This is a genomic window from Streptococcus sp. 27098_8_22, from assembly GCF_041432415.1.
Lineage (GTDB): Bacteria > Bacillota > Bacilli > Lactobacillales > Streptococcaceae > Streptococcus > Streptococcus pseudopneumoniae_M.
In genome coordinates this window covers 113783-136249 of record NZ_JAPVZP010000003.1, presented here as the reverse complement: position 1 = coordinate 136249, position 22467 = coordinate 113783, and the positions used below count along the sequence as shown (strand labels likewise).

The 22467-nt window shown below is 39.5% G+C and carries 24 protein-coding genes and 1 pseudogene; 21 read left to right on the top strand and 4 right to left on the bottom strand.

Annotation, left to right across the window (positions count from 1 at the left end; genetic code table 11):
- The first annotated feature begins 209 nt into the window (after positions 1-209).
- The 7 genes and pseudogenes from O3633_RS05815 (at position 210) to O3633_RS05785 (ending at position 8183) form a co-directional block, all read left to right on the top strand.
- Entirely contained in the window at positions 210-1376 is a 1167-nt protein-coding gene (locus O3633_RS05815) for an SIS domain-containing protein (protein WP_049531143.1), read from the top strand.
- Positions 1377-1386: 10 nt separating this feature from the next.
- A complete protein-coding gene (gene lacD, locus O3633_RS05810; RefSeq protein ID WP_371620714.1) occupies positions 1387-2382 on the top strand; it encodes a tagatose-bisphosphate aldolase in 996 nt (331 codons plus the stop codon).
- Positions 2383-2527: 145 nt separating this feature from the next.
- Complete coding sequence (locus O3633_RS05805; RefSeq protein WP_371620713.1) at positions 2528-3565, top strand: aldose epimerase family protein; 1038 nt, start codon at positions 2528-2530, stop codon at positions 3563-3565.
- A 428-nt stretch (positions 3566-3993) separates the two neighbouring features.
- Positions 3994-4245, top strand: a complete 252-nt coding sequence (locus tag O3633_RS10325; protein WP_049531147.1) for a glycosyltransferase family protein — start codon at positions 3994-3996, stop codon at positions 4243-4245.
- Positions 4246-4353: 108 nt separating this feature from the next.
- Positions 4354-5841, top strand: coding sequence for a glycosyltransferase (locus O3633_RS05795; RefSeq protein ID WP_049531148.1), 1488 nt, complete (start codon positions 4354-4356; stop codon positions 5839-5841).
- An 8-nt stretch (positions 5842-5849) separates the two neighbouring features.
- The gene (locus O3633_RS05790; protein ID WP_049531245.1) at positions 5850-7085 is read left to right on the top strand and encodes a glycosyltransferase family protein; all 1236 of its coding nucleotides are present in this window, start codon (positions 5850-5852) and stop codon (positions 7083-7085) included.
- Positions 7086-7339: 254 nt separating this feature from the next.
- Positions 7340-8183, top strand: a pseudogene (locus tag O3633_RS05785) (glycosyltransferase family 2 protein).
- A gap of 113 nt (positions 8184-8296) precedes the next feature.
- On the opposite strand, the gene rnjA reads toward O3633_RS05785, so the two are convergent.
- Together rnjA and O3633_RS05775 are read right to left on the bottom strand one after the other, a co-directional pair.
- Entirely contained in the window at positions 8297-9976 is a 1680-nt protein-coding gene (gene rnjA / locus O3633_RS05780; RefSeq protein WP_371620711.1) for a ribonuclease J1, read from the bottom strand.
- 1 nt (position 9977) lies between these two features.
- Positions 9978-10211, bottom strand: coding sequence for a DNA-dependent RNA polymerase subunit epsilon (locus tag O3633_RS05775; protein WP_000639568.1), 234 nt, complete (start codon positions 10209-10211; stop codon positions 9978-9980).
- 399 nt (positions 10212-10610) lie between these two features.
- Here O3633_RS05775 and O3633_RS05770 point away from each other — a divergent pair, with 399 nt between their 5' ends.
- Complete coding sequence (locus O3633_RS05770; protein WP_049531150.1) at positions 10611-10817, top strand: hypothetical protein; 207 nt, start codon at positions 10611-10613, stop codon at positions 10815-10817.
- A gap of 366 nt (positions 10818-11183) precedes the next feature.
- Here the strand turns inward: O3633_RS05770 and O3633_RS05765 are convergent, their stop codons facing one another.
- Positions 11184-11327: a bacteriocin gene (locus tag O3633_RS05765; protein WP_371620710.1), complete on the bottom strand. Its 144-nt coding sequence runs from the start codon at positions 11325-11327 to the stop codon at positions 11184-11186.
- A gap of 1 nt (position 11328) precedes the next feature.
- Entirely contained in the window at positions 11329-11511 is a 183-nt protein-coding gene (locus O3633_RS05760) for a class IIb bacteriocin, lactobin A/cerein 7B family (protein ID WP_371620709.1), read from the bottom strand.
- A 170-nt stretch (positions 11512-11681) separates the two neighbouring features.
- On the opposite strand from O3633_RS05760, the gene tsaB reads away from it, so the two are divergent.
- The 13 genes from tsaB (at position 11682) to O3633_RS05695 (ending at position 22467) form a co-directional block, all read left to right on the top strand.
- Positions 11682-12365, top strand: coding sequence for a tRNA (adenosine(37)-N6)-threonylcarbamoyltransferase complex dimerization subunit type 1 TsaB (gene tsaB, locus O3633_RS05755; protein WP_371620708.1), 684 nt, complete (start codon positions 11682-11684; stop codon positions 12363-12365).
- The gene (gene rimI / locus O3633_RS05750) at positions 12362-12799 is read left to right on the top strand and encodes a ribosomal protein S18-alanine N-acetyltransferase (RefSeq protein ID WP_371620707.1); all 438 of its coding nucleotides are present in this window, start codon (positions 12362-12364) and stop codon (positions 12797-12799) included. The genes tsaB and rimI overlap by 4 nt, the downstream gene beginning before the upstream one ends.
- Positions 12789-13799 (top strand): tRNA (adenosine(37)-N6)-threonylcarbamoyltransferase complex transferase subunit TsaD, encoded by a 1011-nt coding sequence (tsaD, locus tag O3633_RS05745; protein WP_371620706.1) that lies wholly within the window; start codon positions 12789-12791, stop codon positions 13797-13799. Before rimI ends, tsaD begins: the two co-directional genes overlap by 11 nt.
- A 110-nt stretch (positions 13800-13909) precedes the next feature.
- A complete protein-coding gene (locus O3633_RS05740; RefSeq protein WP_371620705.1) occupies positions 13910-14773 on the top strand; it encodes an XRE/MutR family transcriptional regulator in 864 nt (287 codons plus the stop codon).
- A gap of 283 nt (positions 14774-15056) precedes the next feature.
- Entirely contained in the window at positions 15057-15257 is a 201-nt protein-coding gene (locus tag O3633_RS05735; RefSeq protein ID WP_371620726.1) for a peptide pheromone VP1, read from the top strand.
- A gap of 67 nt (positions 15258-15324) precedes the next feature.
- Positions 15325-15993, top strand: coding sequence for a CPBP family intramembrane glutamic endopeptidase (locus O3633_RS05730; RefSeq protein WP_371620704.1), 669 nt, complete (start codon positions 15325-15327; stop codon positions 15991-15993).
- A gap of 123 nt (positions 15994-16116) precedes the next feature.
- Complete coding sequence (locus O3633_RS05725; protein WP_371620703.1) at positions 16117-16794, top strand: CPBP family intramembrane glutamic endopeptidase; 678 nt, start codon at positions 16117-16119, stop codon at positions 16792-16794.
- Between the two features lie 161 nt (positions 16795-16955).
- Positions 16956-17651, top strand: a complete 696-nt coding sequence (locus O3633_RS05720) for an AzlC family ABC transporter permease (RefSeq protein WP_371620702.1) — start codon at positions 16956-16958, stop codon at positions 17649-17651.
- Positions 17641-17964 (top strand): branched-chain amino acid transport AzlD family protein, encoded by a 324-nt coding sequence (locus O3633_RS05715; protein WP_371620701.1) that lies wholly within the window; start codon positions 17641-17643, stop codon positions 17962-17964. The genes O3633_RS05720 and O3633_RS05715 overlap by 11 nt, the downstream gene beginning before the upstream one ends.
- Positions 17965-18066: 102 nt before the next feature.
- Entirely contained in the window at positions 18067-18909 is an 843-nt protein-coding gene (locus O3633_RS05710) for an amino acid ABC transporter substrate-binding protein (RefSeq protein WP_371620700.1), read from the top strand.
- Positions 18910-19062: 153 nt separating this feature from the next.
- Complete coding sequence (locus O3633_RS05705) at positions 19063-19917, top strand: MetQ/NlpA family ABC transporter substrate-binding protein (protein WP_371620699.1); 855 nt, start codon at positions 19063-19065, stop codon at positions 19915-19917.
- A gap of 122 nt (positions 19918-20039) precedes the next feature.
- Positions 20040-21413 (top strand): M20 family metallopeptidase, encoded by a 1374-nt coding sequence (locus tag O3633_RS05700; protein WP_371620698.1) that lies wholly within the window; start codon positions 20040-20042, stop codon positions 21411-21413.
- On the top strand, positions 21406-22467 hold the full coding sequence (locus tag O3633_RS05695) for a methionine ABC transporter ATP-binding protein (RefSeq protein ID WP_371620697.1): 1062 nt from the start codon (positions 21406-21408) through the stop codon (positions 22465-22467). The genes O3633_RS05700 and O3633_RS05695 overlap by 8 nt, the downstream gene beginning before the upstream one ends.

Below are 22467 nucleotides of genomic sequence, written 5' to 3'. Positions count from 1 at the left end.
AAATCAAATTCAAACCACGTCAGCTTCGCCTTGCCGTACTTGAGTACAGCCTTCGGCTAGCTTCCTAGTTTGCTCTTTGATTTTCATTGAGTATAAGATGTGATTGCGTTAAAACGTTAAATCATCTTATAGAAAATATACATGGGAATGGGAGCTGCTCCCATTCCCATGTTTTCAATCATGAAACAATATTAGATTAGAGGTTTTCAATGCTAGATTATACAAAAGAAGATTTGCTTGAGTTGGGGGCAGAAATCACAACTCGCGAAATTTACCAACAACCAGACGTTTGGAAAGAAGCTTTTGAAGCTTATCAAGCACGACGTGATGAAATTGCAGCCTTCTTACAAGGAATTGCTGACAAACATGACTACATCAAAGTTATCCTGACTGGTGCTGGAACTTCTGCTTATGTAGGTGATACTCTCGTTCCTTACTTTAAAGAAGTTTATGATGAACGTAAATGGAATTTTAATGCTATCGCGACAACTGATATTGTAGCAAACCCACAAACTTATTTGAAAAAAGATGTGACAACTGTTTTGGTATCATTCGCGCGTAGCGGGAACTCACCTGAGAGTGTGGCAACAGTTGACCTGGCCAAGGCTTTGGTTGATGAGCTTTATCAAGTGACAATCACTTGTGCTGCTGAAGGGAAATTGGCTCTCCAAGCGCATGGTGATGACCGCAACCTATTGTTGCTACAACCAGCTGCTTCTAACGATGCTGGCTTTGCTATGACTTCAAGCTTCACTTCAATGATGTTGACAGCACTTTTGGTATTTGATCCAACAGAATTTGCTGTTAAAGCTGAACGTTTTGACGTGCTATCTAGTTTAGCTCGTAAAGTCCTTGATAATGTAGCAGATGTCAAAGAGTTGGTTGACCTAGACTTTAACCGAGTGATTTATCTAGGTGCGGGCCCATTCTTCGGACTTGCTCACGAAGCTCAGCTTAAAATTTTGGAATTGACTGCTGGTCAAGTCGCGACTATGTATGAAAGTCCAGTTGGCTTCCGTCACGGTCCAAAATCTCTTATCAACGAAGATACAGTCGTTTTGGTATTTGGTACGACAACAGACTATACTCGTAAGTATGACTTGGACTTGGTTCGTGAAGTTGCAGGCGACCAAATTGCTCGACGTGTTGTTCTCTTGAGCGATCAAGCCTTCGGACTTGAAAATGTGAAGGAAGTAGCACTTGGATGCGGTGGGGTTCTGAATGATGTTTACCGTGTCTTCCCTTACATCGTTTATGGTCAGTTATTTGCTCTCTTGACTTCACTTAAAGTTGGTAACAGACCAGATACACCATCACCTACAGGTACAGTTAACCGCGTCGTTCAAGGTGTTATTATTCACGAGTTTGAAAAATAAGGAGTTATTTATGAGTAAATTAACATTAAGCCCAAATAAACTTGCTTGCATGCAAAAACTCTCTGATGAGAATGGTATCATCTCAGCTCTTGCTTTTGACCAACGTGGTGCTTTGAAACGCCTTATGGCTCAATACCAAACAGAAGAGCCAACAGTAGCTCAAATGGAAGAACTCAAAGTATTGGTAGCAGATGAATTGACAAAATACGCTTCATCTATGCTTCTTGACCCTGAGTATGGACTTCCAGCGACTAAAGCTCTTGATGAAAAAGCAGGTCTTCTCCTTGCTTATGAAAAAACAGGATACGACACAACAAGTACAAAACGTTTGCCAGACTGCTTGGATGTTTGGTCTGCAAAACGTATCAAAGAACAAGGTGCAGATGCTGTTAAGTTCTTGCTTTACTATGATGTAGACAGCTCTGACGAACTCAACCAACAAAAACAAGCCTACATCGAACGTATCGGTTCTGAGTGTGTGGCTGAAGATATTCCATTCTTCCTTGAAATCTTGGCTTACGATGAAAAGATTGCTGACGCAGGTTCTGCTGAATACGCTAAAGTAAAACCACACAAGGTTATCGGAGCTATGAAAGTCTTCTCAGACCCACGCTTCAACATCGATGTCTTGAAAGTAGAAGTTCCAGTTAACGTGAAATACGTTGAAGGCTTTGGTGATGGCGAAATCGTTCATACACGTGAAGCAGCAGCAGCATTCTTCAAAGCGCAAGACGAAGCTACTAACCTTCCTTACATCTACTTGAGTGCAGGTGTATCCGCTAAGCTCTTCCAAGAAACACTTGTCTTTGCCCATGAATCAGGCGCAAACTTCAATGGTGTTCTTTGTGGACGTGCAACATGGGCTGGCTCCGTTGAAGCTTACATCAAAGATGGAGAAGTAGCAGCTCGCGAATGGCTTCGTACAACTGGATTTGAAAACATCGATGAACTTAACAAGGTTCTTCAAACAACAGCTACTTCATGGACTGAACGTGTAGAAGCATAGATCAGAAATAGAAAAAACAACTTTTGTTAATAAAATATCTATGGTTTTTGACAAAGGTGTCTGTAAATCATACAATAAAACCATAGAGAGCGAATGCGCTTTCTATGGTTTGTTTGCTTAATTGAATTAGAAAAAGGAGAGAAGGATGAAAGCATACACAGAACGTGTATTTGGGAAAGTTGACGGCAAGGATGTCCTCGCTTACCGTTTTGAAACGGAGGCAGGATACCAACTGGAAATCATGACCTATGGAGCAACAATTTTACGCTATGTAACTCCAGATAAGACTGGCAATTTTGCCAATGTTATCCTAGGTTTTGATGATTTCGAAAGCTATGTGGGAAATAGCCCTAAACATGGAGCAAGTGTAGGTCCAGTTGCAGGTCGTATTGCAGGAGCGACTTTCGAACTTAATGGTAAGACCTATGATCTTGAAGTCAACAATGCTAGCAACTGTAACCACAGTGGCTCAACTGGTTGGGATTCTAGCTTGTTTGAGCTAGTCCAAGTGAATGATAGTGGTTTGAGTCTTTACACAGAAAGAGCAGACGGGACAGGAGGTTTCCCTGGAAATCTTAAGATCTGGATTAGCTACAACTTGGAAGAAAGTGGTGCCTACGAAGTTAGTTACAAGGTAACGACAGACCAGGATACCTTGGTCAATCCAACCAATCATAGCTACTTTAACTTATCTGGTGATTTCACGCAGACAGTTGACCGCCATGTCTTCCAATTGAATACAGAGGGGATTTATCCAATTGCTCCTGATGGTGTTCCAGCTAAAACCCCAGATGCTAATCGTGATGTGGTCAAACATATCTACAATGGTGCTTTGTTGAAGGATATCTTTGCAGAAGAAGATGAGCAAATCCAACTCGTATCTGGTTTGGACCATCCATTTGCTCTTCCTGCAGGACATGACAATGCTGGATTCCTCTATGACCAAGGTTCAGGTCGCTTCTTGCTCTTCAAGACAGAGGCTCCTTGCTTTGTGGTTTACACAGCAAACTTTGTGGACGAGAGTGTCATCATCGCTGGTCAGCCAATGATTCAGCACAATGGAATTGCTTTAGAAGCGCAAGCTTTACCAGATGCTATTCATAGTGACCTTAAAGACCAAGTCATCCTCAAAGCATGTGAAACTTTCACCAGCAAAACACGTTACGAGCTTGTCGTGAAATAATGATTATTCTTTGAGTAAACCTAGACTTTAACCGTTAGTTATTTGCTAGCTGTTATAGTTTAGGTTGTTTTTTGATTCTTGAAAAATAAGGAAATAATCTAAAGTTTAGAAGATAATTCTATATATCAAATATTCTAACTAAATAAAGATGATTGACTTATTTTGATAGTTAAATGCTGAAATAATATCTAATAGATATATTTATATGATAGCTCTTTTGCTAAAAATAAGGTATAATTAAAATGGAATAAATCTAGGCTTTTGACTAAAAATACTAGATTTTGATAAAGATTTTTGGTAAAAAACTCTCTTGATTACGAAATGTAATACTTGGAGCTTTTGATAAAAGCACTACCTGATGTTCATTTTCATATTTTGGCTCATACAACTTTTGCATCGAAGTTGTTGATTTACAACGATATCTTAATGTGATCATCTACCCTAGTTTTAACAGATATAATTTTGAAAATATTCTTAGCAAAATCGATTTTTATTTAGATATCAATCATTTTAATGAACTTATGAATATCACTCAGGAAATTCATAAGTTGGGGAAAGCGATCTTTGCTTTTGATAATACCAGTAAGGACCCAACAGGAGAAAGCCAGATTTTTTCTTCGCAAACTCCTGAAACGATGGTAGTGGCGATTAAAGCTTACCTCAATTCGTTAGATGAATGAGAGAAAATACTAAAAGACAAGTAGAAAATCTAATCATTTGTTTGTTCATTTCTTTTAAGGAGTCCAGGCTTTGATGCTTGTGATTAGAGTTTAGTTTGGAGTTAAAGAATGCTTTACACTTTCAATCTTATGGTGGGTTTAGAACCCAATGGTGTAGATGTTGCTCAAGCATATCGTGGGAAGGCTTTTCGCGACTTGGGCCTCCCTGCCAGTTTTGTATTTACACAAGTCCCTCCTCGATATAAATGGGACTACTACCTATCTTTGGGTCATCTTGAGGAAGAAATCCTGTTAGCACATATGTTGTTGACAGATCAGCGTGATATGAGCTTAGGGATCCGTATAGATGATATGAAACAGCTCTTACATTTGACTGCTGAATATAAGGAAAATAATCACGAGTTGAGTTTTCAAGAACAAGATGGTGTGACTATCATTCTACATAAAAATAGTCTAAAACCGGATTATGTGGATTATGTAGATTATTATGTATTTGGTCGTTTACTTCGTAGAGAACATTATGGTAAGAAAAAGCTATTCACAGAATTTTTTACAGCAGTGGATACTGGATTTGGTCTAGAAGCTAGAGTTGTTCGCCGACTGTTTCATAATAGAGATGGTTCAGTAGCTTTTGAAGAGATAAAAAAAGAACCAGGTGACAATACTGAAGCAGTTTATCGGTGTGGTGCGGAGTGGTTCTATAGTGAATCTGAATTTTTAGAGCGAGCCATATCAGAGTTGCAGTTTAGTAAAGAGGATCATATATTTCTTGATCGTCTAGAGAATCTCCCCTTCATGTCTCCTCTTTTACGTTTAAAGGGTGAAGCAAGATTATCCTGTGTTGTGCACTCCATTCATTATTGGGGAGATCATATGAATTCTGAATATTATCAGCTCTTTCAATATGCTGAAGAATTTGATGGTATTTTAGTATCAACGCAAGCACAGAAGGATGAATTAGAAAAACATTTAGAGTTACTGGGAAAAACTGGTCAAGTTCGCGTTCTTCCAGTAGCTGCTCTAGACCAGTTGCAATTAGCAGATGAACGAAAACCATATTTTGTGATGCTCGCCGCTCGATTTGTACGTCGAAAACGATTAGACTTAGCAATTAAAGCAATCGTTGCTTTTCATGAAATTTGTCCAGACGTCAACTTAGATATCTATGGTCAAGGGATGCTATGGCCGGATATTGAAGCAGAGATTGCCAATCTAGGAGCACAAGATTACATCCATCTTAAGGGGCATCAGACAATTTCAAACCGTTTCAAAGAGTATGAACTTTACCTAGCTACCTCGGAATGGGAAACTCTTGGTATAACTTTGTTAGAAGCAATTGGTTCTGGACAAGCTCTTGTTGGTTTAGATGTACCATATGGAAATCAGACCTTTATTCGAGAGGGTAAAAATGGTTATTTAGTTCCTTTTGATGCTCGTTCGGATGAGGAAATTGTGGTTGATTTAACAAAAGCTTTAGAGAAAGCCTTCAAACAAATCGAACAGTTCAGGGAAGGATCTTACCGCTTGGCTGAAGAGTATTTATCAGACCGTATAATAGAACAATGGCATGAATTTTTGACTAGAGAATGGGAATAAAAAAAGAAATGATGTATTATTATCTGGCGAGGGAATGGTCTTCAGATGACGATCGCCTAAAAAAAGATTTAGAACTCATGGGGATGGATCTGAAACCATTAACGATTAACAATATTTTTACTAGTTTTTTTTCTAATCATGAAAATTCAAGTCCCTTACACATGACTCAACTACCCTTACCTAGATTTTGGGAGGTTCTTTCTACAGGTGATATCGTAGCCGAAGGAAATAAAAAAGGGAAGATTTACTGCTATCCTCAGTGGCCACAAATGGTGGAGTTAGTCGAATGGTATGATAACAAAGGTGTTTGTTGTGCAAAAGATCATTATGATTTATCGGGAACTTGTTTTCATAGAGAAATCTGGAGTGGTGGGAAAAAAGAGATAGACATTTATGGTCAGGAAAATCAAGAGCAACTCTATCTTTTTTCATCTCATAATCGTGCACTTTTTCGAGAAGCAAATGGTCGGGAACAGGGGCTTTCTTCAATTGGTGAAGCAATAAAACTGATTTTAGATAAACAATTGTCCACAGGTGATTGTTTAGTATTATCAGATATAAGCTTGCTTAGGGATATGCCCAACCTCTCATCTAATCAGATAATGTTTTATATAAGAGAAGAGTTGTCTGTAGAAGATATTTCATATCTAAAAGAGCGTTGTGGGAAACTACTGACCCAAGATTTGAAATTTAAGACAGATAATATGAATCTTCCCCTGATTTATCTGCCAACGTTTCTTGGTGCCTTTAGGGAGTTTCGTCCGCATATTTTAATTTTGACAAATACGCAAGAACTAGAACAAATTGAAGTCCTTGTATCTGCCCTACCGAATTTTGAATTTCATATTGCTGCTTTAACAGCAATGGGAAGGCGCTTGCTAGTTCTGGATTGCCTTGCAAATGTTCATCTCTATCCAGGACTATCTAGAGAGATATATGAGAAACTTTTACAAACGTGTAGTATTTATCTGGATATTTCTCATGCGCAGGAAATACTTGATGGTAGCCGTGCAGCTCTTGAAAATGGCATGATCCTTTATTCTTTTAAGGAAATGAGTCACCATCCAGAGTTTTATGCCACTGACCATCTGTTTCCAAAGGATGGTGTAGCAGAGATGATTGATGAATTATCTCAACTTGGGAATCCGGAAAAATATCAATCCGCTTATGATAAACAGAAGATGAATCCGTGCTTAGCGACAAAGGAAGAGATGAAGTTACTTTTTGAAATGACGGATAAATAAAGGAAGTATCGTAAAAGCTTTAGAGTAGATCCTCCTAGATAAAGATATCAATAACTATATAGCGTTTAGCTTAGTATTTCGCTTGCTGATAATTTGTATTTGAATCATTAACTTAGTATGGGGAAATATAATCAAGAGTTTGTAGCTAAGAGGATATGATTGTATCGATTCAGCGATATTTGAAGAAACTGGTCTAAAAATTGAATAAAGAAAGAAATAAAATGTAAAAAATAAGTGTTATCGTCCCTGTTTATATGTCAGAGGCCTATCTTGAAAAATGTTTAGATAGCCTTCTTCAACAAACTTATCAAAATCTTGAAGTTATTTTGATCAATGATGGATCAACGGATGGTTCAGCAGCTATTTGTCAACGATATAAAAATCAAGATATGCGTGTTAAAGTATATCATAAGCCGAATGAAGGGGTTACTTCCAGTCGCAATCGAGCTTTGGAAGCTGTGACAGGTGATTACATTGTCTTTGTGGATAATGATGATTGTCTAGAGTTAGACCATATTCAAAGCCTTTATGATTTATTGAAAAAAACGGATGCAGATATTGCAATTGGTAATTTTACTCAATTTATTGAAGATCAGGGAAGTTTTTTTAATCCATGTAGGTGGAGATAACTATTTTGAACAAGTGTACAGCTCTTTCGATTGGTTCCATCATCAATATGATGGAAAGTATAATATTAGTCAATGTTTTACAGTTCCGTGGGCAAAACTCTATAAAGCAGAGCTTTTCAAGGATATTGTTTATCCAACGGATCAGAAGGTAGAAGACGATTATACGACCTATAAGGTTTATCTTCAAGCGAATAAGATAGCCTATATGAATAAAGCCATTTATATTCATAGAAAACGCTCCACAAGTGTGACGAGAACAGTTAATCTTGCAGATGTTTATCCTTTAAAGAGTATTGAAGAGCGTCTGACTATTTTGAATCTGATTGGGGCACCTCAGGAGTTGTTGGATAAGGAAATTCAGGCTTATAAATGGCGACTATCCATTCATGAAGAAGAATTGAAATGTGGAGATATGGAAGCTTATCAACAGATTTTAGTGAAAAAAGCTATTGAGACCAAGCAGAGGTAAGAGTTATAAGTCTTATAGAATAGTTGATTAAAGAAAATAATTGCTACAACTTATCGTAAAATAAAAATAATAAAAAAATTCTCTGAAGTCATAGGATTTCAGAGAATTTTTTCTTATTCTTCATCTGGTGTGAGAATCATCGGAATGATGATTGGTTCACGTTCAGTATTTTCGTAAAGGAATGGTCGAATGGAATTTACGATAGCGCCATTGACAGACTGGACGCTGGCATCTTTGTTTTTCAATGCGATACGAATAGCGTTGAAAAGGATGCGTTGGCTTTGGCGAATCAAGTCACCAGACTCTCTCATGTAGACAAACCCACGGCTGAGAATATCTGGTCCAGATAGGATCATCTGAGACTTGAAGTCAACGGTTGCGACAGCCAGTACAACGCCATCTTCAGATAGATCGCGACGATCTTTAAGCACAGCTGCACCTATTTCACCGATACGATTTCCATCGACGTAGATATCTTGAGCATTAAAATGACCAGCGATACGGGCAGAGTTTGCAGTGAGGGCAAGCACATCACCATTACTCATGATAAAGATATTGTCCTTCTCTACTCCAGTGTCTACAGCTAGTCCAGCGTGGACTTTCTGCATGCGGTATTCACCGTGAACAGGCATGAAGTATTTTGGCTTGATGAGGCGGAGCATAAGTTTTTGCTCTTGTTGACCACCGTGTCCAGATGTATGGATATTGTTAATCTTACCATGGATTACTTCAACACCAGCTTCAGAAATGATGTTAATCAGCTTGTTAACACTAGTGGTGTTTCCTGGAATTGGACTAGATGAGAAGATAACGGTATCGCCAGGTTGGAGTTGCACTTGACGGTGGGTTCCGTTAGCGATACGAGAGAGAGCTGCCATAGGCTCACCCTGACTTCCCGTACAGAGGATAAGAATCTCACCTGCAGGGTAATCTTTGATTTCATTTGGCTCGATGAAGGTTCCCTTAGGAGCCTTGATGTAACCAAGTTCAATCCCATTAACAATGGCCTTTTCCATAGAGCGCCCAAAGACTGCGATCTTACGCCCGGTCTTAACAGCAGCTTCCGTTGCTTGTTGGAGACGGAAGATATTTGAGGCAAAGGATGCAAATATGATGCGTCCCTCGATACCTTGGATAATCTTCATGATCGACTGGCCGACAACCTTTTCAGAGTTTGTAAAGGTTGGCACTTCAGCATTGGTCGAGTCAGAGAGCAAACAAAGTACTCCATCTTCACCTAGAGCTGCCATTCGGTGCAAGTCTGCAGGTTCACCAACTGGTGTAAAGTCAAACTTGAAGTCTCCCGTACAGACGATTTTCCCTTGAGGTGTGTGGATGACAATTCCCAATGGCTCTGGAATCGAGTGGGTTGTTCTAAAGAAAGTTGCTTTAAGATTTTTAAAGGTCAACTCCGTGTTGTGGTTGATTTCGTGAAGTGTAGCATTGCGCAAAAGTCCATGCTCTTCGAGTTTTCCACGGATTAAGGCAAGGGCCAGTGGACCAGCATAGATAGGGATGTTTGCTTGCTTGAGCAAGAAAGGAATCCCTCCGATATGGTCCTCGTGTCCGTGTGTAATCAAGAGAGCCTTGACGCGGTCGATATTTTCTACAATATAAGAGTAATCAGGGATAACGTAGTCGATACCAAGCAGGTCATCCTCAGGGAATTTAATCCCTGCATCAACGATGATAATTTCGTCTTGATATTCGATTCCGTATGTATTTTTACCGATTTCTCCTAGACCACCAATAGCAAAAACGCCAACTTCTTCTGGTTTAAGAGTGTAGGCCATATTAGAACTCCGTAATTTCGAATGCGCCAGTTTCTTTTTCGTAGTCTAGCAATTTGTCAGACAAGAGTTCGATATACTCGATGTTGTACTCTGGACGATTTTCTTCGACAAGTTGGCGAGCAGCGATACGTCCTTCAAGTTCTGAACTAGCATCGATGTCTAAGTATAGTGAGCGTGTTGTTTCACGACGTGGGCTACGGTCTTTTGTTTCTTGATAAAAAACTTTGTAAATCATATGTTTCCTTTCTGCTTTCAGGTCAGCTATATTCAAAAATGCTCAGTTTGAAGCTGGTTTGATTCCAGTTCATTTTTTGTCTTTATTGACCTTGATTCGTTACAATTATCTCAATTATAACATAAAAAGGGGAATTAGTAAAAGCAGGAAACATGAAAGTAAGGAGCTTGAAATGGGTTTCATTATACCTTGTATAAGTATTTGAAGACTTCAGATGCAAGTGCTATAATAAAGTTAGAAAAGAGGTTTTTCTTGATTAAGGAGGACTAACTATGCTTGATTTTGTATTTCACCTATTTGGATGGAAATTCTACATATTGCTACAACTGCTTGGGCTCCTTTTTGTTAGATGATGATTTTGAAATATTTGCCTTTAGAATTGGAGAAAGGAGGCTCTCTATGTTTCAACTAGCTATTGCGATTCGTCTCTTGGTATTTGCTGTTTTTGTTGCCTGTGTTTATGGTGGCAATCTACTGTTTGTTCGGCTGGAACATAGAAAAACAGCTGTACACTGGAAAATTCTCTTTGTAACACTGTATTCCATTTTTCTCCTTCTTGTAACCTATGTGGTCTGGCTTGTATTTTACTTTGGATTGAATGCTTAACTTCAGTTGTTTATTTATATCTGCTGATTGAACGAATATCTGGTATAAAAAGATAGCGAATCTAGTTACAAAAAAATCCACCCCAACTATTAAGATAGGGTGGATTTTTCAACTTTTTCTCAAATTCTGTGTCCAATTTTCCCTCAAACAGAGGTTATATTTTCAGGCCCTATCCTTATTTTTACAGTAGTGATTGTTTTGTTCAAAAATAGGGTTGAAGCATAAAAATAAAACAATACAAACAGATAAATCAATTGGCAACGGTATAGTCGTAATGTTTAAATCGTTGAGAATACTGATCAAACTGTAAGAGATGAAGAAAATAAAATTCATCCTTCTAAAAATGTGTCTTTTATCTAGCATGACTTATCCAAACTTTTTACGGAGATCTTTTCCAGTGGTGTAAGCTGCCATAAATAAAGCTATACCAACCCCTACACCAAAACCACCCTTGATTTCTTGCAATTCTTTATTAGAAATTTCATGATATTTGTCTAAATCTTTAATCATACTAATCTCCTAAAAAATAACCAGCTGCCAAGCCAGAGCCTACAAGTGCTGTTCCGCCAGCAATAGCTTTCCAAGAAACTGCTACATCAAAGACAACCAAGGGAGCGAGACCACCATCAATATCTGATAATTCATTTTCAGATAGCGATACAAATTGATTGTCAAGAACGTCAAAATTTATCATGAACTTTCCTCCTTTTTTCTTGATCACTTTTATATTCGGAAATGAAAGGGAAAAATTGCGATTTATTTGAAGATTTCTTTTCACCATGATTTTGTTTCAAAATAAAGAAAATTCCCATGTGAGGGCTTTTGTAGTATAATAGTAAACAGACAAAAAGATAGGAATGTGTTATGAAAGTATTAGCATTTGATACGTCTAGCAAGGCTCTTTCTCTCTCTATTTTAGAGGACAAGCAGCTTCTTGCCGAGACGACAATCAATATCAAAAAAAATCACAGTATTACCCTTATGCCTGCCATCGATTTTTTGATGGCGAGTCTAGATTTGACGCCCAAAGATTTGGATCGAATCGTTGTAGCAGAGGGGCCAGGTAGCTACACAGGTTTGCGAATTGCAGTAGCGACTGCCAAGACCTTGGCTCATACTCTAAACATTGAGTTGGTGGGTATGTCGAGCCTTTTGGCTCTGGTACCAAGCCAGCAAGTAGGTCTTGTTGTACCTTTGATGGATGCGCGTCGCAACAATGTTTATGCAGGATTTTATGAAAATGCTCAGCCTGTCTTTCCAGAGGCGCATCTGTCCTTTGCAGAAGTTTTGGAGCAAGTCAAAGATGCTGAACAAGTCACTTTTGTTGGTGAAGTGGGAGCCTTTGTGGAGCAGATTCAAGAACAACTACCACAGGCTAACTATCAGGAAACCTTGCCAAATGCAGCTAATCTGGCTCTGTGGGCTTGGGACAAGGAAGCAGACTCCTTGCACGACTTTGTGCCAAACTATCTCAAGCGTGTCGAAGCTGAGGAAAACTGGCTCAAGAATCACACCGAGTCTGGCGAGTCTTACATTAAACGCCTATGATAGAAATCAAACGAATCCAACAGCAATCTGACTTAGCTCAATCCATCTATGCTGTTATGGCAGATGTTTATCCAGTCAGTCCTTGGACTTTGGAACAAATCCAAGCAGACCTGTCTCAAGACCAAACCTGGTATGCTTTAGGCTACGATGGGATAGAAGTGATTGGATTTTTAGCTGTTCAGGAAAATATCTTTGAAGCAGAGGTTCTGCAAATCGCTGTTAAAGGAGACTATCAGGGTCAGGGAATTGCGTCAGCCTTATTTGCTCAATTACCGACAGATAAGGAGATTTTCCTCGAAGTCAGAAAGTCAAATCAACGAGCACAGGCATTTTATAAGAAAGAAAAGATGGCAGTCATCGCTGAGCGAAAGGCCTATTACCATGATCCAGTCGAGGACGCCATTATCATGAAGAGAGAAATAGATGAAGGATAGATATATTTTAGCATTTGAGACATCCTGTGATGAGACCAGTGTCGCCGTACTGAAAAACGATGATGAGCTCTTGTCCAATGTCATTGCTAGTCAAATTGAGAGTCATAAACGTTTTGGTGGCGTAGTGCCAGAAGTAGCTAGTCGTCACCATGTTGAGGTCATTACAGCCTGTATCGAGGAGGCGCTGGCAGAAGCAGGGATTACAGAAGAAGATGTAACAGCTGTTGCGGTTACTTATGGACCAGGCTTGGTCGGAGCCTTGCTTGTTGGTTTGTCAGCTGCCAAGGCCTTTGCTTGGGCACATGGACTTCCGCTGATTCCCGTTAACCACATGGCTGGCCACCTCATGGCAGCTCAAAGTGTGGAGCCTTTGGAATTCCCCTTACTAGCTCTATTAGTCAGTGGTGGACACACAGAGTTGGTCTATGTTTCTGAGGCTGGTGATTATAAGATTGTTGGTGAAACCCGTGATGATGCGGTTGGTGAGGCCTATGACAAGGTCGGTCGTGTCATGGGCTTGACCTATCCAGCAGGTCGGGAGATTGATGAGTTGGCTCATCAAGGTCAGGATGTTTATGATTTCCCACGTGCTATGATCAAGGAAGACAATCTGGAGTTTTCATTCTCAGGTTTGAAGTCTGCCTTTATCAATCTTCACCACAATGCCGAGCAAAAGGGAGAAAGCTTGTCCAAGGAAGACCTATCTGCTTCTTTCCAAGCTGCAGTCATGGATATTCTCATGGCTAAAACCAAGAAAGCCTTAGAAAAATACCCTGTTAAAACTCTAGTCGTGGCTGGTGGTGTGGCAGCTAATAGAGGATTAAGAGAACGCTTGGCAGCTGAAATCACTGATGTTAAGGTCATCATTCCACCTCTGCGCCTCTGTGGAGACAATGCGGGTATGATTGCCTATGCCAGCGTCAGCGAGTGGAACAAAGAAAACTTTGCAGGCTTGGAGCTAAACGCCAAACCAAGTCTCGCTTTTGATACTATGGAATAAAAAGTCAGCTTCAAGCTGGCTTTTTTGCTAAAATATTTTATAATATGTTAAAAAAGTAAAAGTTTTTACGAATAGAATAGTAAAGGGAATATTTAAAAGGGAGTTTGTCTATGATTGAAAAACAGGAATTAGGAGAATTTTACAAGGAATTACGCCTGGCAAGAAAGCTCAAGCAGTCAGATGTGGCTTGTGCTGGACTAACAGCCTCTCAGCTATCCAAGTTTGAGTTAGGGCAGTCTATGCTATCTGCGGATAAGTTGATTCTAGCTATCCAAGGGATCAATGTGACCTTTGATGAGTTTGGGCACAAGCTCAACAACTACCAAGAATCTCCACATATGCGATTTGGTAGAAGGGTTGTGGATTGCTTTGCCCATCAGGATATAGCTGGTTTAGAGCAATTGTTGAAAGAAGTTGAGCAAGAACAGATGGCGCAGATCTATCGTCGTTTGAACTCTATTGTGATTAAAAATGCTATCCATTCACTAGATAAAAGCTACCCACTAGCAGAGGAGGATAGTGAGTTTTTAACTACCTATCTCTATGCTATCGAATCTTGGACCTGGTTTGAACTCTATATTTTTTGCAATACTATGCCCTTCTTGAGTAATCAAGATCTGATCTTTTTATCGACCTCTTTGCTTGAAAAAACCAAGGAATTTAAAGAGTTAGTGCACAATCGATTGTATTTGAAAGGTGGTTATCTCAATATCATCTCAGAGCTCATGGAGCGCAAACTTTTCTCTTACATCCCAATCTTTGAAGCCGAGTTGGAGAGTATGCTTCGCCCGTATGATGTTTTTGAGAAATTACTGTGGCAGTTTTTAAAGAAAATGAGTGTTTTCCTTCAGACCAAGGGAAGCAATCAAAAAGAGATTGAACACTTTATCCAATCTCTGCAAATATTAGAAAACCCACAATTATCAGCACTTTTTGAATTACGTTTCCAACAGTATAAAGCACTTATAGATTAGTTAGAAATGGGGAAATGATAATAATATCAGCGACGATTGTCAATAATGTTAAAACTTGTTTCTTCATTTCATGTCCTCCTACATAATGGTAACTATATTATATCAGTGAAATAATCAAATCGACAAAAATCGCAAATGTGAAATTTTCATAAGAAAAAATATCAAATATGCGATTTTTAAAAATAGACTGATTTCCGTGCTATACTATTCTTGTAAAGTATTTGAAGCAAATCCTAGGTCGCAGAAGTGGTTTACAAATAAAATAATTGAAGGAGAGTAAATGATGTTGAATTTACAATTTGCAGAAACAATGGAATTGACAGAGGCTGAATTACAAGAGGTTAGCGGAGGAGATCTTGTGTACAATGCCATTATCCCAGGTGGTGGAAATTGGGGAGGTTTCGGGACATCTTGGTCAATTACTGATTTCTGGAAGAAGAATTTTAACCATGATTCTTCCACTGTTAATCGTCGTCGTGATTGATATTCAAAGCCCTTGTCTTTGTCTGGGTAGGGGCTTTCTTTATTTTATAGTAATAGGAGCAAAAAGAATGAAAAAGATAATCTCACACTACTACTTGTTTGTGGCCATTCTACTTGTCATTGCTTACCAGTACTTCAGTGGTCTAGTTTTACACAGCGACTTTGCTGTTTCTCTATCTGATTTTAGCTATTACTTTTTGGATATGATGTTAAATTTTCTTGTAGTTTTGCTTGCTCTTATTGCCATGATTTGGTCAGGGAAATGGCAACAAATCAATAGCAGAAAATTTAAAGTGTCCTATATTTTCTATTCCTTTTTAGCTCTTCTAGCTTTTTTTGTTTGGAATTTCGTTACATTTTTTATTTTCCCGCCTACCCAAAATGCAATTTCTTATCAACTGGATCTTCCTACTTTTATAGGTCCAACTGCATTTTTGATGTATTTTTTCTATCCTGTGATTGCAGGTCCCATTTTTGAAGAGATGATCTATCGTGGATTGGTGATGACAGCTCTGGAAAAAGGGAAGAAATGGGGACTGGATGTGCTTGGTTCGGCTGCTTTATTTGGAATCTTGCATATCAGTAGTCATGGTTGGGTCTTGACAGACTTTTTCGTATATATGGGTGGTGGTCTAATAATGGCAGTCTTTTTTAGAGTGACAAAGTCTATTTATTGGCCTATTGGACTGCATATAGTTGATAATGCCATTGGTCAAATTCTCCCCTTGTTGTTTTAGAGGATTTTGAGAATCATAAATCAAGGGAAGAATCCTCGTCGTGGTGCTTTTGCTTGGGTTGTAGATCCAACAGGTGAGTTGTTTAAGCGTAGTAGAAGATAGGATACTATAGGAGTTGATTAAATGAAGAAAATGAAAGAAATGAAATTTCACCTGGCAACTGGCTTGTTGCTTTTGACTTATTACCTCATTTTTAATGTCATACCAGACTTAGATTTTACTGTAGCTTTGTCTGATGAGATCTACTATGTGTTTCAGGTTTTATTCGTACTTATCCTGGGAACTTTATCTACAATTATTTTTGTCAAAAGTGAACATTGGAAAGAGTATGGTCGTTTCCAGTTTCGTTGGTCTTACCTAGGTGTTTTCTTTCTTTCTTTTTTCTTATTATTTGTGTGGGCAAATCTAGCAACTCGTATCTTTCCTCGTACGCAAAATGGAAGTACAGTAGTGGAAATAGGCACCAGTTTGACAGGAATTAGCTATTTTATTACGCGTGTACTTTACGGTATCCTTATCGCACCTGTAGCAGAAGAAATCGTGTGTCGTGGTTTTTTGATGACAAGCTTGTCTAAATTCAAAAACTACTATATTGATGTTCTTGTTTCTGCTGCCATATTTGGCGCTATGCATGTTTTACAGCATGGTTGGATAACGACGGATTTCATACTCTACTTTGTAATGGGCTTGATATTTTGCATGATGTTTCGCTATACACGCTCTATTTATTGGGCCATAGCTTTACATGCTTCATGGAATACCTTCTTGCTTATTGTTAGTTTATTGGTGTTTGGGTACTAAATCTAAAATAGTTTATAAGTTGCATCGTAAGACTGGCCTCCCAGTCTTTTTCTGTTCTTGTCAATCAGCAGACTTTGTTCTATTTTACGAATATGTTATAATAATGTTTGCTGTAACTGTTTGAAAAGCAGTTGCTGAAGGAATGATTAGTGAGGAAGTCTATGAAAGAAAAAGGATTTTGGGAGGGTGTGCAGGCTGCGGTACCGACGGCTTTGGGCTATGTCAGTATTGGCCTTGCTTGTGGCATTATCGGTTCACCCTATGTGACACCAGTAGAAATGGGTTTGATGAGTCTCTTTGTTTATGCTGGGAGTGCTCAGTTTGCCATGATAGCCTTGATAGCAGTTCAAGCACCTGTGGCAGCCATTGCCATGACGGTCTTTTTGATTAATCTGCGTCTCTTCTTGCTAAGTTTGCATGCGTCGACTTATTTCCGTCATACCAGTCTTTGGCAAAACATCGGTATGTCTAGCCTCTTGACTGATGAGACCTATGGCGTTTTGATGGGCGAGTTGGTGCATACGGATAAGGTTAACCCCATGTGGATGCACGGGAACAACCTTAACAGCTATGTAGCTTGGTTTGTTGGAACTGTAGTCGGAACTGCTCTAGGTGGACTTCTACCAAATCCAGAAATTTTTGGCTTAGATTTTGCCCTAGTGGGTATGTTTATCGGGATTTTTTCTTCCCAGTTTCAGATTATGCAAAAACGGATTCCTTTGCGCAATCTCTTCATCATTTTAGGAGTTGTTGCCCTTTCTTTCTTTATACTCTTGACAGTGGTGTCTCAGTCATTAGCTGTCTTGTTTGCGACCTTGCTAGGTTGTACCATGGGGGTGGTCTTGGATGGTCAGTAAGTATATTTTAATGGCAATCGTCTTTTCTGGTTTGGTGACTTGGATTCCAAGAATGATTCCTTTCATCCTTGCTAAGTATAAGGGTTTGCCACCTATTGTCGAGCGCTTTTTGAAATTTCTACCAGTTTCTATTATCTTTGCCTTGATTCTTTCAAGTGTGGTGACAGGAAAAGTTGGAAGTTTCCCGCAGATAAAGTGGTTAGACTTTTTAGCAGTCTTTCCGACAGCCCTTGTCGCCTTTCGCTACCGCAATCTGGTGGGGACGGTTATCTTTGGAGTGGTCTTGATAGCAGTCTTACGTTTGGTCTTTTAATCAGCCATAAAGAAAACTTATCACAAATATAGAAATCATATAATAGCGTAATTCCTTTTTTTCTGTTAAGATAAGATTGTATTCTATTTTGGAGGAAATATCATGAAAAAAATCGTTAAGTATTCATCACTTGCTGCCCTAGGGCTTGTTGCTGCAGGTGCATTAGCAGCTTGCTCAGGTGGTGAGAAGAAAGATGCTGCATCTGGTGAAGCAACATCTGGTAAGAAAGAAATCGTTGTGGCAACTAATGGATCACCAAAACCATTTATCTATGAAGAAAATGGTGAATTGACAGGTTACGAGATTGAACTTGTTCGTGCTATCTTTAAAGACTCAGACAAGTATACTGTCAAGTTTGAAAAGACAGAGTGGTCAGGGATTTTCCCAGGACTTGATAGCGATCGTTACCAAATGGCCGTTAACAACCTTAGTTATACCAAAGAACGTGCAGAGAAATACCTCTACGCAGCGCCAACTGCTAAAAACCCTAACGTTCTTGTTGTGAAGAAGGACGACACTAGCATCAAGTCTCTTGATGATATCGGTGGAAAATCTACTGAAGTCGTTCAAGGAACAACCTCAGCTAAACAATTGGAAGCATACAACACAGAACATGCGGACAATCCAACTATCCTTAATTATACTAAGGCAGATTTCCAACAAATCATGTCTCGTTTGAGCGATGGACAATTTGACTATAAGATTTTTGACAAGATCGGTGTAGAGACAGTTATCAAAAACCAAGGTTTGGATAACTTGAAAGTCATCGAACTTTCAAGCGACCAACAACCATACGTTTACCCACTTCTTGCAAAAGGTCAAGATGAATTGAAATCATTTGTTGACAAACGCATCCAAGAACTATACAAAGACGGAACTCTTGAAAAATTATCTCAACAATTCTTTGGTGGTTCTTACCTCCCAGCAGAAGCTGATATTAAATAAGTTTGTAAATCATCCATTCTCTCGTAGGTGGATGATTCTGTCCTCTTTGACTATATAGTTTTAAACTATAAGTCTACCTATCTTAAAACAATTTGCTAAATCAAATAAAGTATGAGATACTATTACAGTATTATTTTTAAAGGAGAACGAATCATGAAAATCAAAAAATGGTTAGGCGTAGCAGCTATCGCTACAGTAGCAGGCCTTGCACTTGCAGCTTGCGGAAATTCAGACAAGAAAGCAGACAATACAACTACAGTTAAAATTGCGACTGTTAACCGTAGCGGTTCAGAAGAAGCACGCTGGGACAAAGTCCAAGAATTGATTGAAAAAGACGGAATTAAATTGGAATTCACAGAGTTTACAGACTACTCACAACCAAACAAAGCAACTGCTGATGGCGAAGTAGACTTGAACGCTTTCCAACACTACAACTTCTTGAACAACTGGAACAAAGAAAACGGTAAAGACCTTGTAGCGATTGCAGATACTTATATCTCACCAATCCGCCTTTACTCAGGTAAAAACGGTGAAGAAAACAAGTATACTAAAGTGGAAGAAATCCCAAACAACGGTGAAATTGCTATTCCAAACGATGCTACTAACGAAAGCCGTGCCCTTTACCTTCTTCAATCAGCAGGTTTGATTAAATTGGATGTTTCAGGAACTGAACTTGCTACTATCGCAAATATCAAAGAAAATCCAAAGAACTTGAAAATCACTGAGTTGGACGCTAGCCAAACAGCTCGTTCATTGACTTCAGTTGATGCAGCAGTTGTAAACAACACTTTTGTTACAGAAGCAAAATTGGACTACAAGAAAGCACTCTTTAAAGAGCAAGCTGACGAAAACTCAAAACAATGGTACAACATCATCGTTGCGAAAAAAGATTGGGAATCATCACCTAAAGCTGATGCAATCAAGAAAATTATCGCAGCTTACCATACTGATGAAGTTAAAAAAGTCATCGAAGAAACTTCAGACGGCTTGGATCAACCAGTTTGGTAATAAACACAGGGAGGTGGGAGAGATTTTTTCCACCTCTTACTTTTATATAGAGACTAAAGAAAAAGAACATCCACTTGTATTGATTCCAAAGGTACAAGTCCTAGTAGAAAGGTAGAGAGAAAATGGTTTTCCCTAGCCAAGAAGAACAAATTGAAAAGTTTGAAAAGGATCATGTAGCGCAACATTACTTTGAAGTTTTGCGTACCCTGATTTCTAAAAAATCAGTCTTTGCCCAACAGGTCGGTCTGAAAGAGGTGGCTCGTTATCTAGGCGAGATTTTTAAACGTGTTGGCGCAGAAGTTGAGATTGACGAGAGCTATACGGCGCCTTTTGTCATGGCACACTTCAAAAGTTCACGCCCAGATGCCAAGACTATCATTTTCTACAACCACTATGATACAGTACCTGCGGATAGTGATCAGATCTGGACAGAGGATCCATTTACGCTTTCTGTCCGTGATGGCATCATGTACGGGCGTGGGGTTGATGATGACAAGGGGCATATCACTGCTCGCTTGAGTGCTCTTAGAAAATACATGCAGCATCATGATGACTTACCAGTCAATATTAGTTTCATCATGGAAGGCGCAGAGGAATCTGCATCTATGGACTTGGACAAATATCTAGAAAAACATGCGGACAAACTTCGTGGTGCAGATTTGTTGGTCTGGGAACAAGGAACCAAAAATGCTTTGGAGCAGCTAGAAATCTCTGGTGGAAACAAGGGAATTGTAACCTTTGATGCCAAGGTTAAGAGTGCCGATGTGGATATTCACTCTAGCTATGGCGGTATTGTGGAGTCAGCCCCTTGGTATCTCATTCAAGCCTTGACTAGCCTTCGCGCTGCCGATGGTCGTATCTTGGTGGAGGGTTTGTATGATGATGTGCAGGAGCCTAATGAACGTGAGTTAGCCTTGGTTGAAACCTATGCTCAACGCAATCCAGAGGAAATTAGCCAGATTTATGGTTTAGAATTACCACTTTTACAAGAGGAACGTACAGCCTTTCTAAAACGATTCTTCTTTGAACCAGCACTCAATATCGAAGGAATTCAGTCAGGTTATCAGGGGCAAGGAGTTAAAACGATTCTACCAGCAGAGGCTAGTGCCAAGCTAGAAGTTCGTTTGGTTCCTGGCTTGGACCCACATGATGTTTTGGATAAAATCCGGAAACAACTAGACAAAAACGGCTTTGATAAGGTAGAATTATACTATACCTTGGGTGAGATGAGTTATCGAAGCGATATGAGTGCACCATCTATTCTCAATGTTATTGAGTTAGCCAAGAAATTCTATCCACAGGGCGTATCTGTCTTGCCGACTACAGCTGGGACAGGACCTATGCATACGGTCTTTGATGCCTTAGAAGTACCTATGGTTGCCTTTGGTCTAGGAAATGCTAATAGCCGAGACCATGGTGGAGACGAGAATGTACGGATCGCCGATTATTACACCCATATTGAATTAGTAGAGGAGCTGATTAGAAGCTATGAGTAGAGATATTATCAAGTTAGATCAGATCGATGTGACTTTTCACCAAAAGAAAAGAACCATTACAGCGGTCAAGGATGTGACCATTCACATTCAAGAAGGGGATATCTACGGAATCGTTGGATATTCTGGAGCAGGGAAATCAACCCTAGTTCGTGTTATTAACCTCTTACAAAAGCCATCTGCAGGCAAAATTACCATTGACGACGATGTGATTTTTGATGGCAAGGTGACCTTGACGGCCGAGCAGTTGCGTCGTAAACGTCAGGATATCGGGATGATTTTCCAGCATTTTAACCTGATGAGTCAGAAGACGGCAGAGGAGAATGTAGCCTTTGCCCTCAAGCACTCTGGTCTCAGCAAGGAAGAAAAGAAGGCTAAAGTAGCTAAACTGCTTGACTTGGTTGGTCTTGCGGACCGTGCCGAAAACTACCCTTCACAGCTTTCTGGAGGTCAAAAACAACGTGTGGCTATTGCGCGTGCTTTGGCCAATGATCCAAAAATCTTGATTTCAGATGAATCAACTTCTGCCCTTGACCCTAAGACAACCAAGCAGATTTTGGCCTTGCTGCAAGATTTGAACCAAAAACTAGGTTTGACCGTTGTCTTGATTACACACGAGATGCAGATTGTCAAAGACATTGCTAACCGTGTAGCCGTTATGCAAGACGGTCGCTTGATTGAAGAAGGTAGCGTTCTTGAAATCTTCTCAGACCCTAAACAACCTTTGACTCAAGACTTTATTTCAACAGCTACAGGTATTGACGAAGCCATGGTCAAAATAGAGAAGCAAGAAATCGTGGAACACCTATCTGAAAACAGTCTCTTGGTACAACTCAAGTATGCAGGAGCTTCTACAGATGAGCCACTTTTAAATGAATTGTATAAGCACTACCAAGTAACAGCAAATATTCTCTATGGGAACATCGAAATTTTGGATGGTACTCCTGTTGGTGAGCTTGTGGTTGTCTTGTCAGGGGAAAAAGAAGCCTTGGCAAGCGCTCAAGAGGCCATCCGTCAGGCAGGTGTGCAACTAAAAGTATTGAAGGGAGGACAGTAA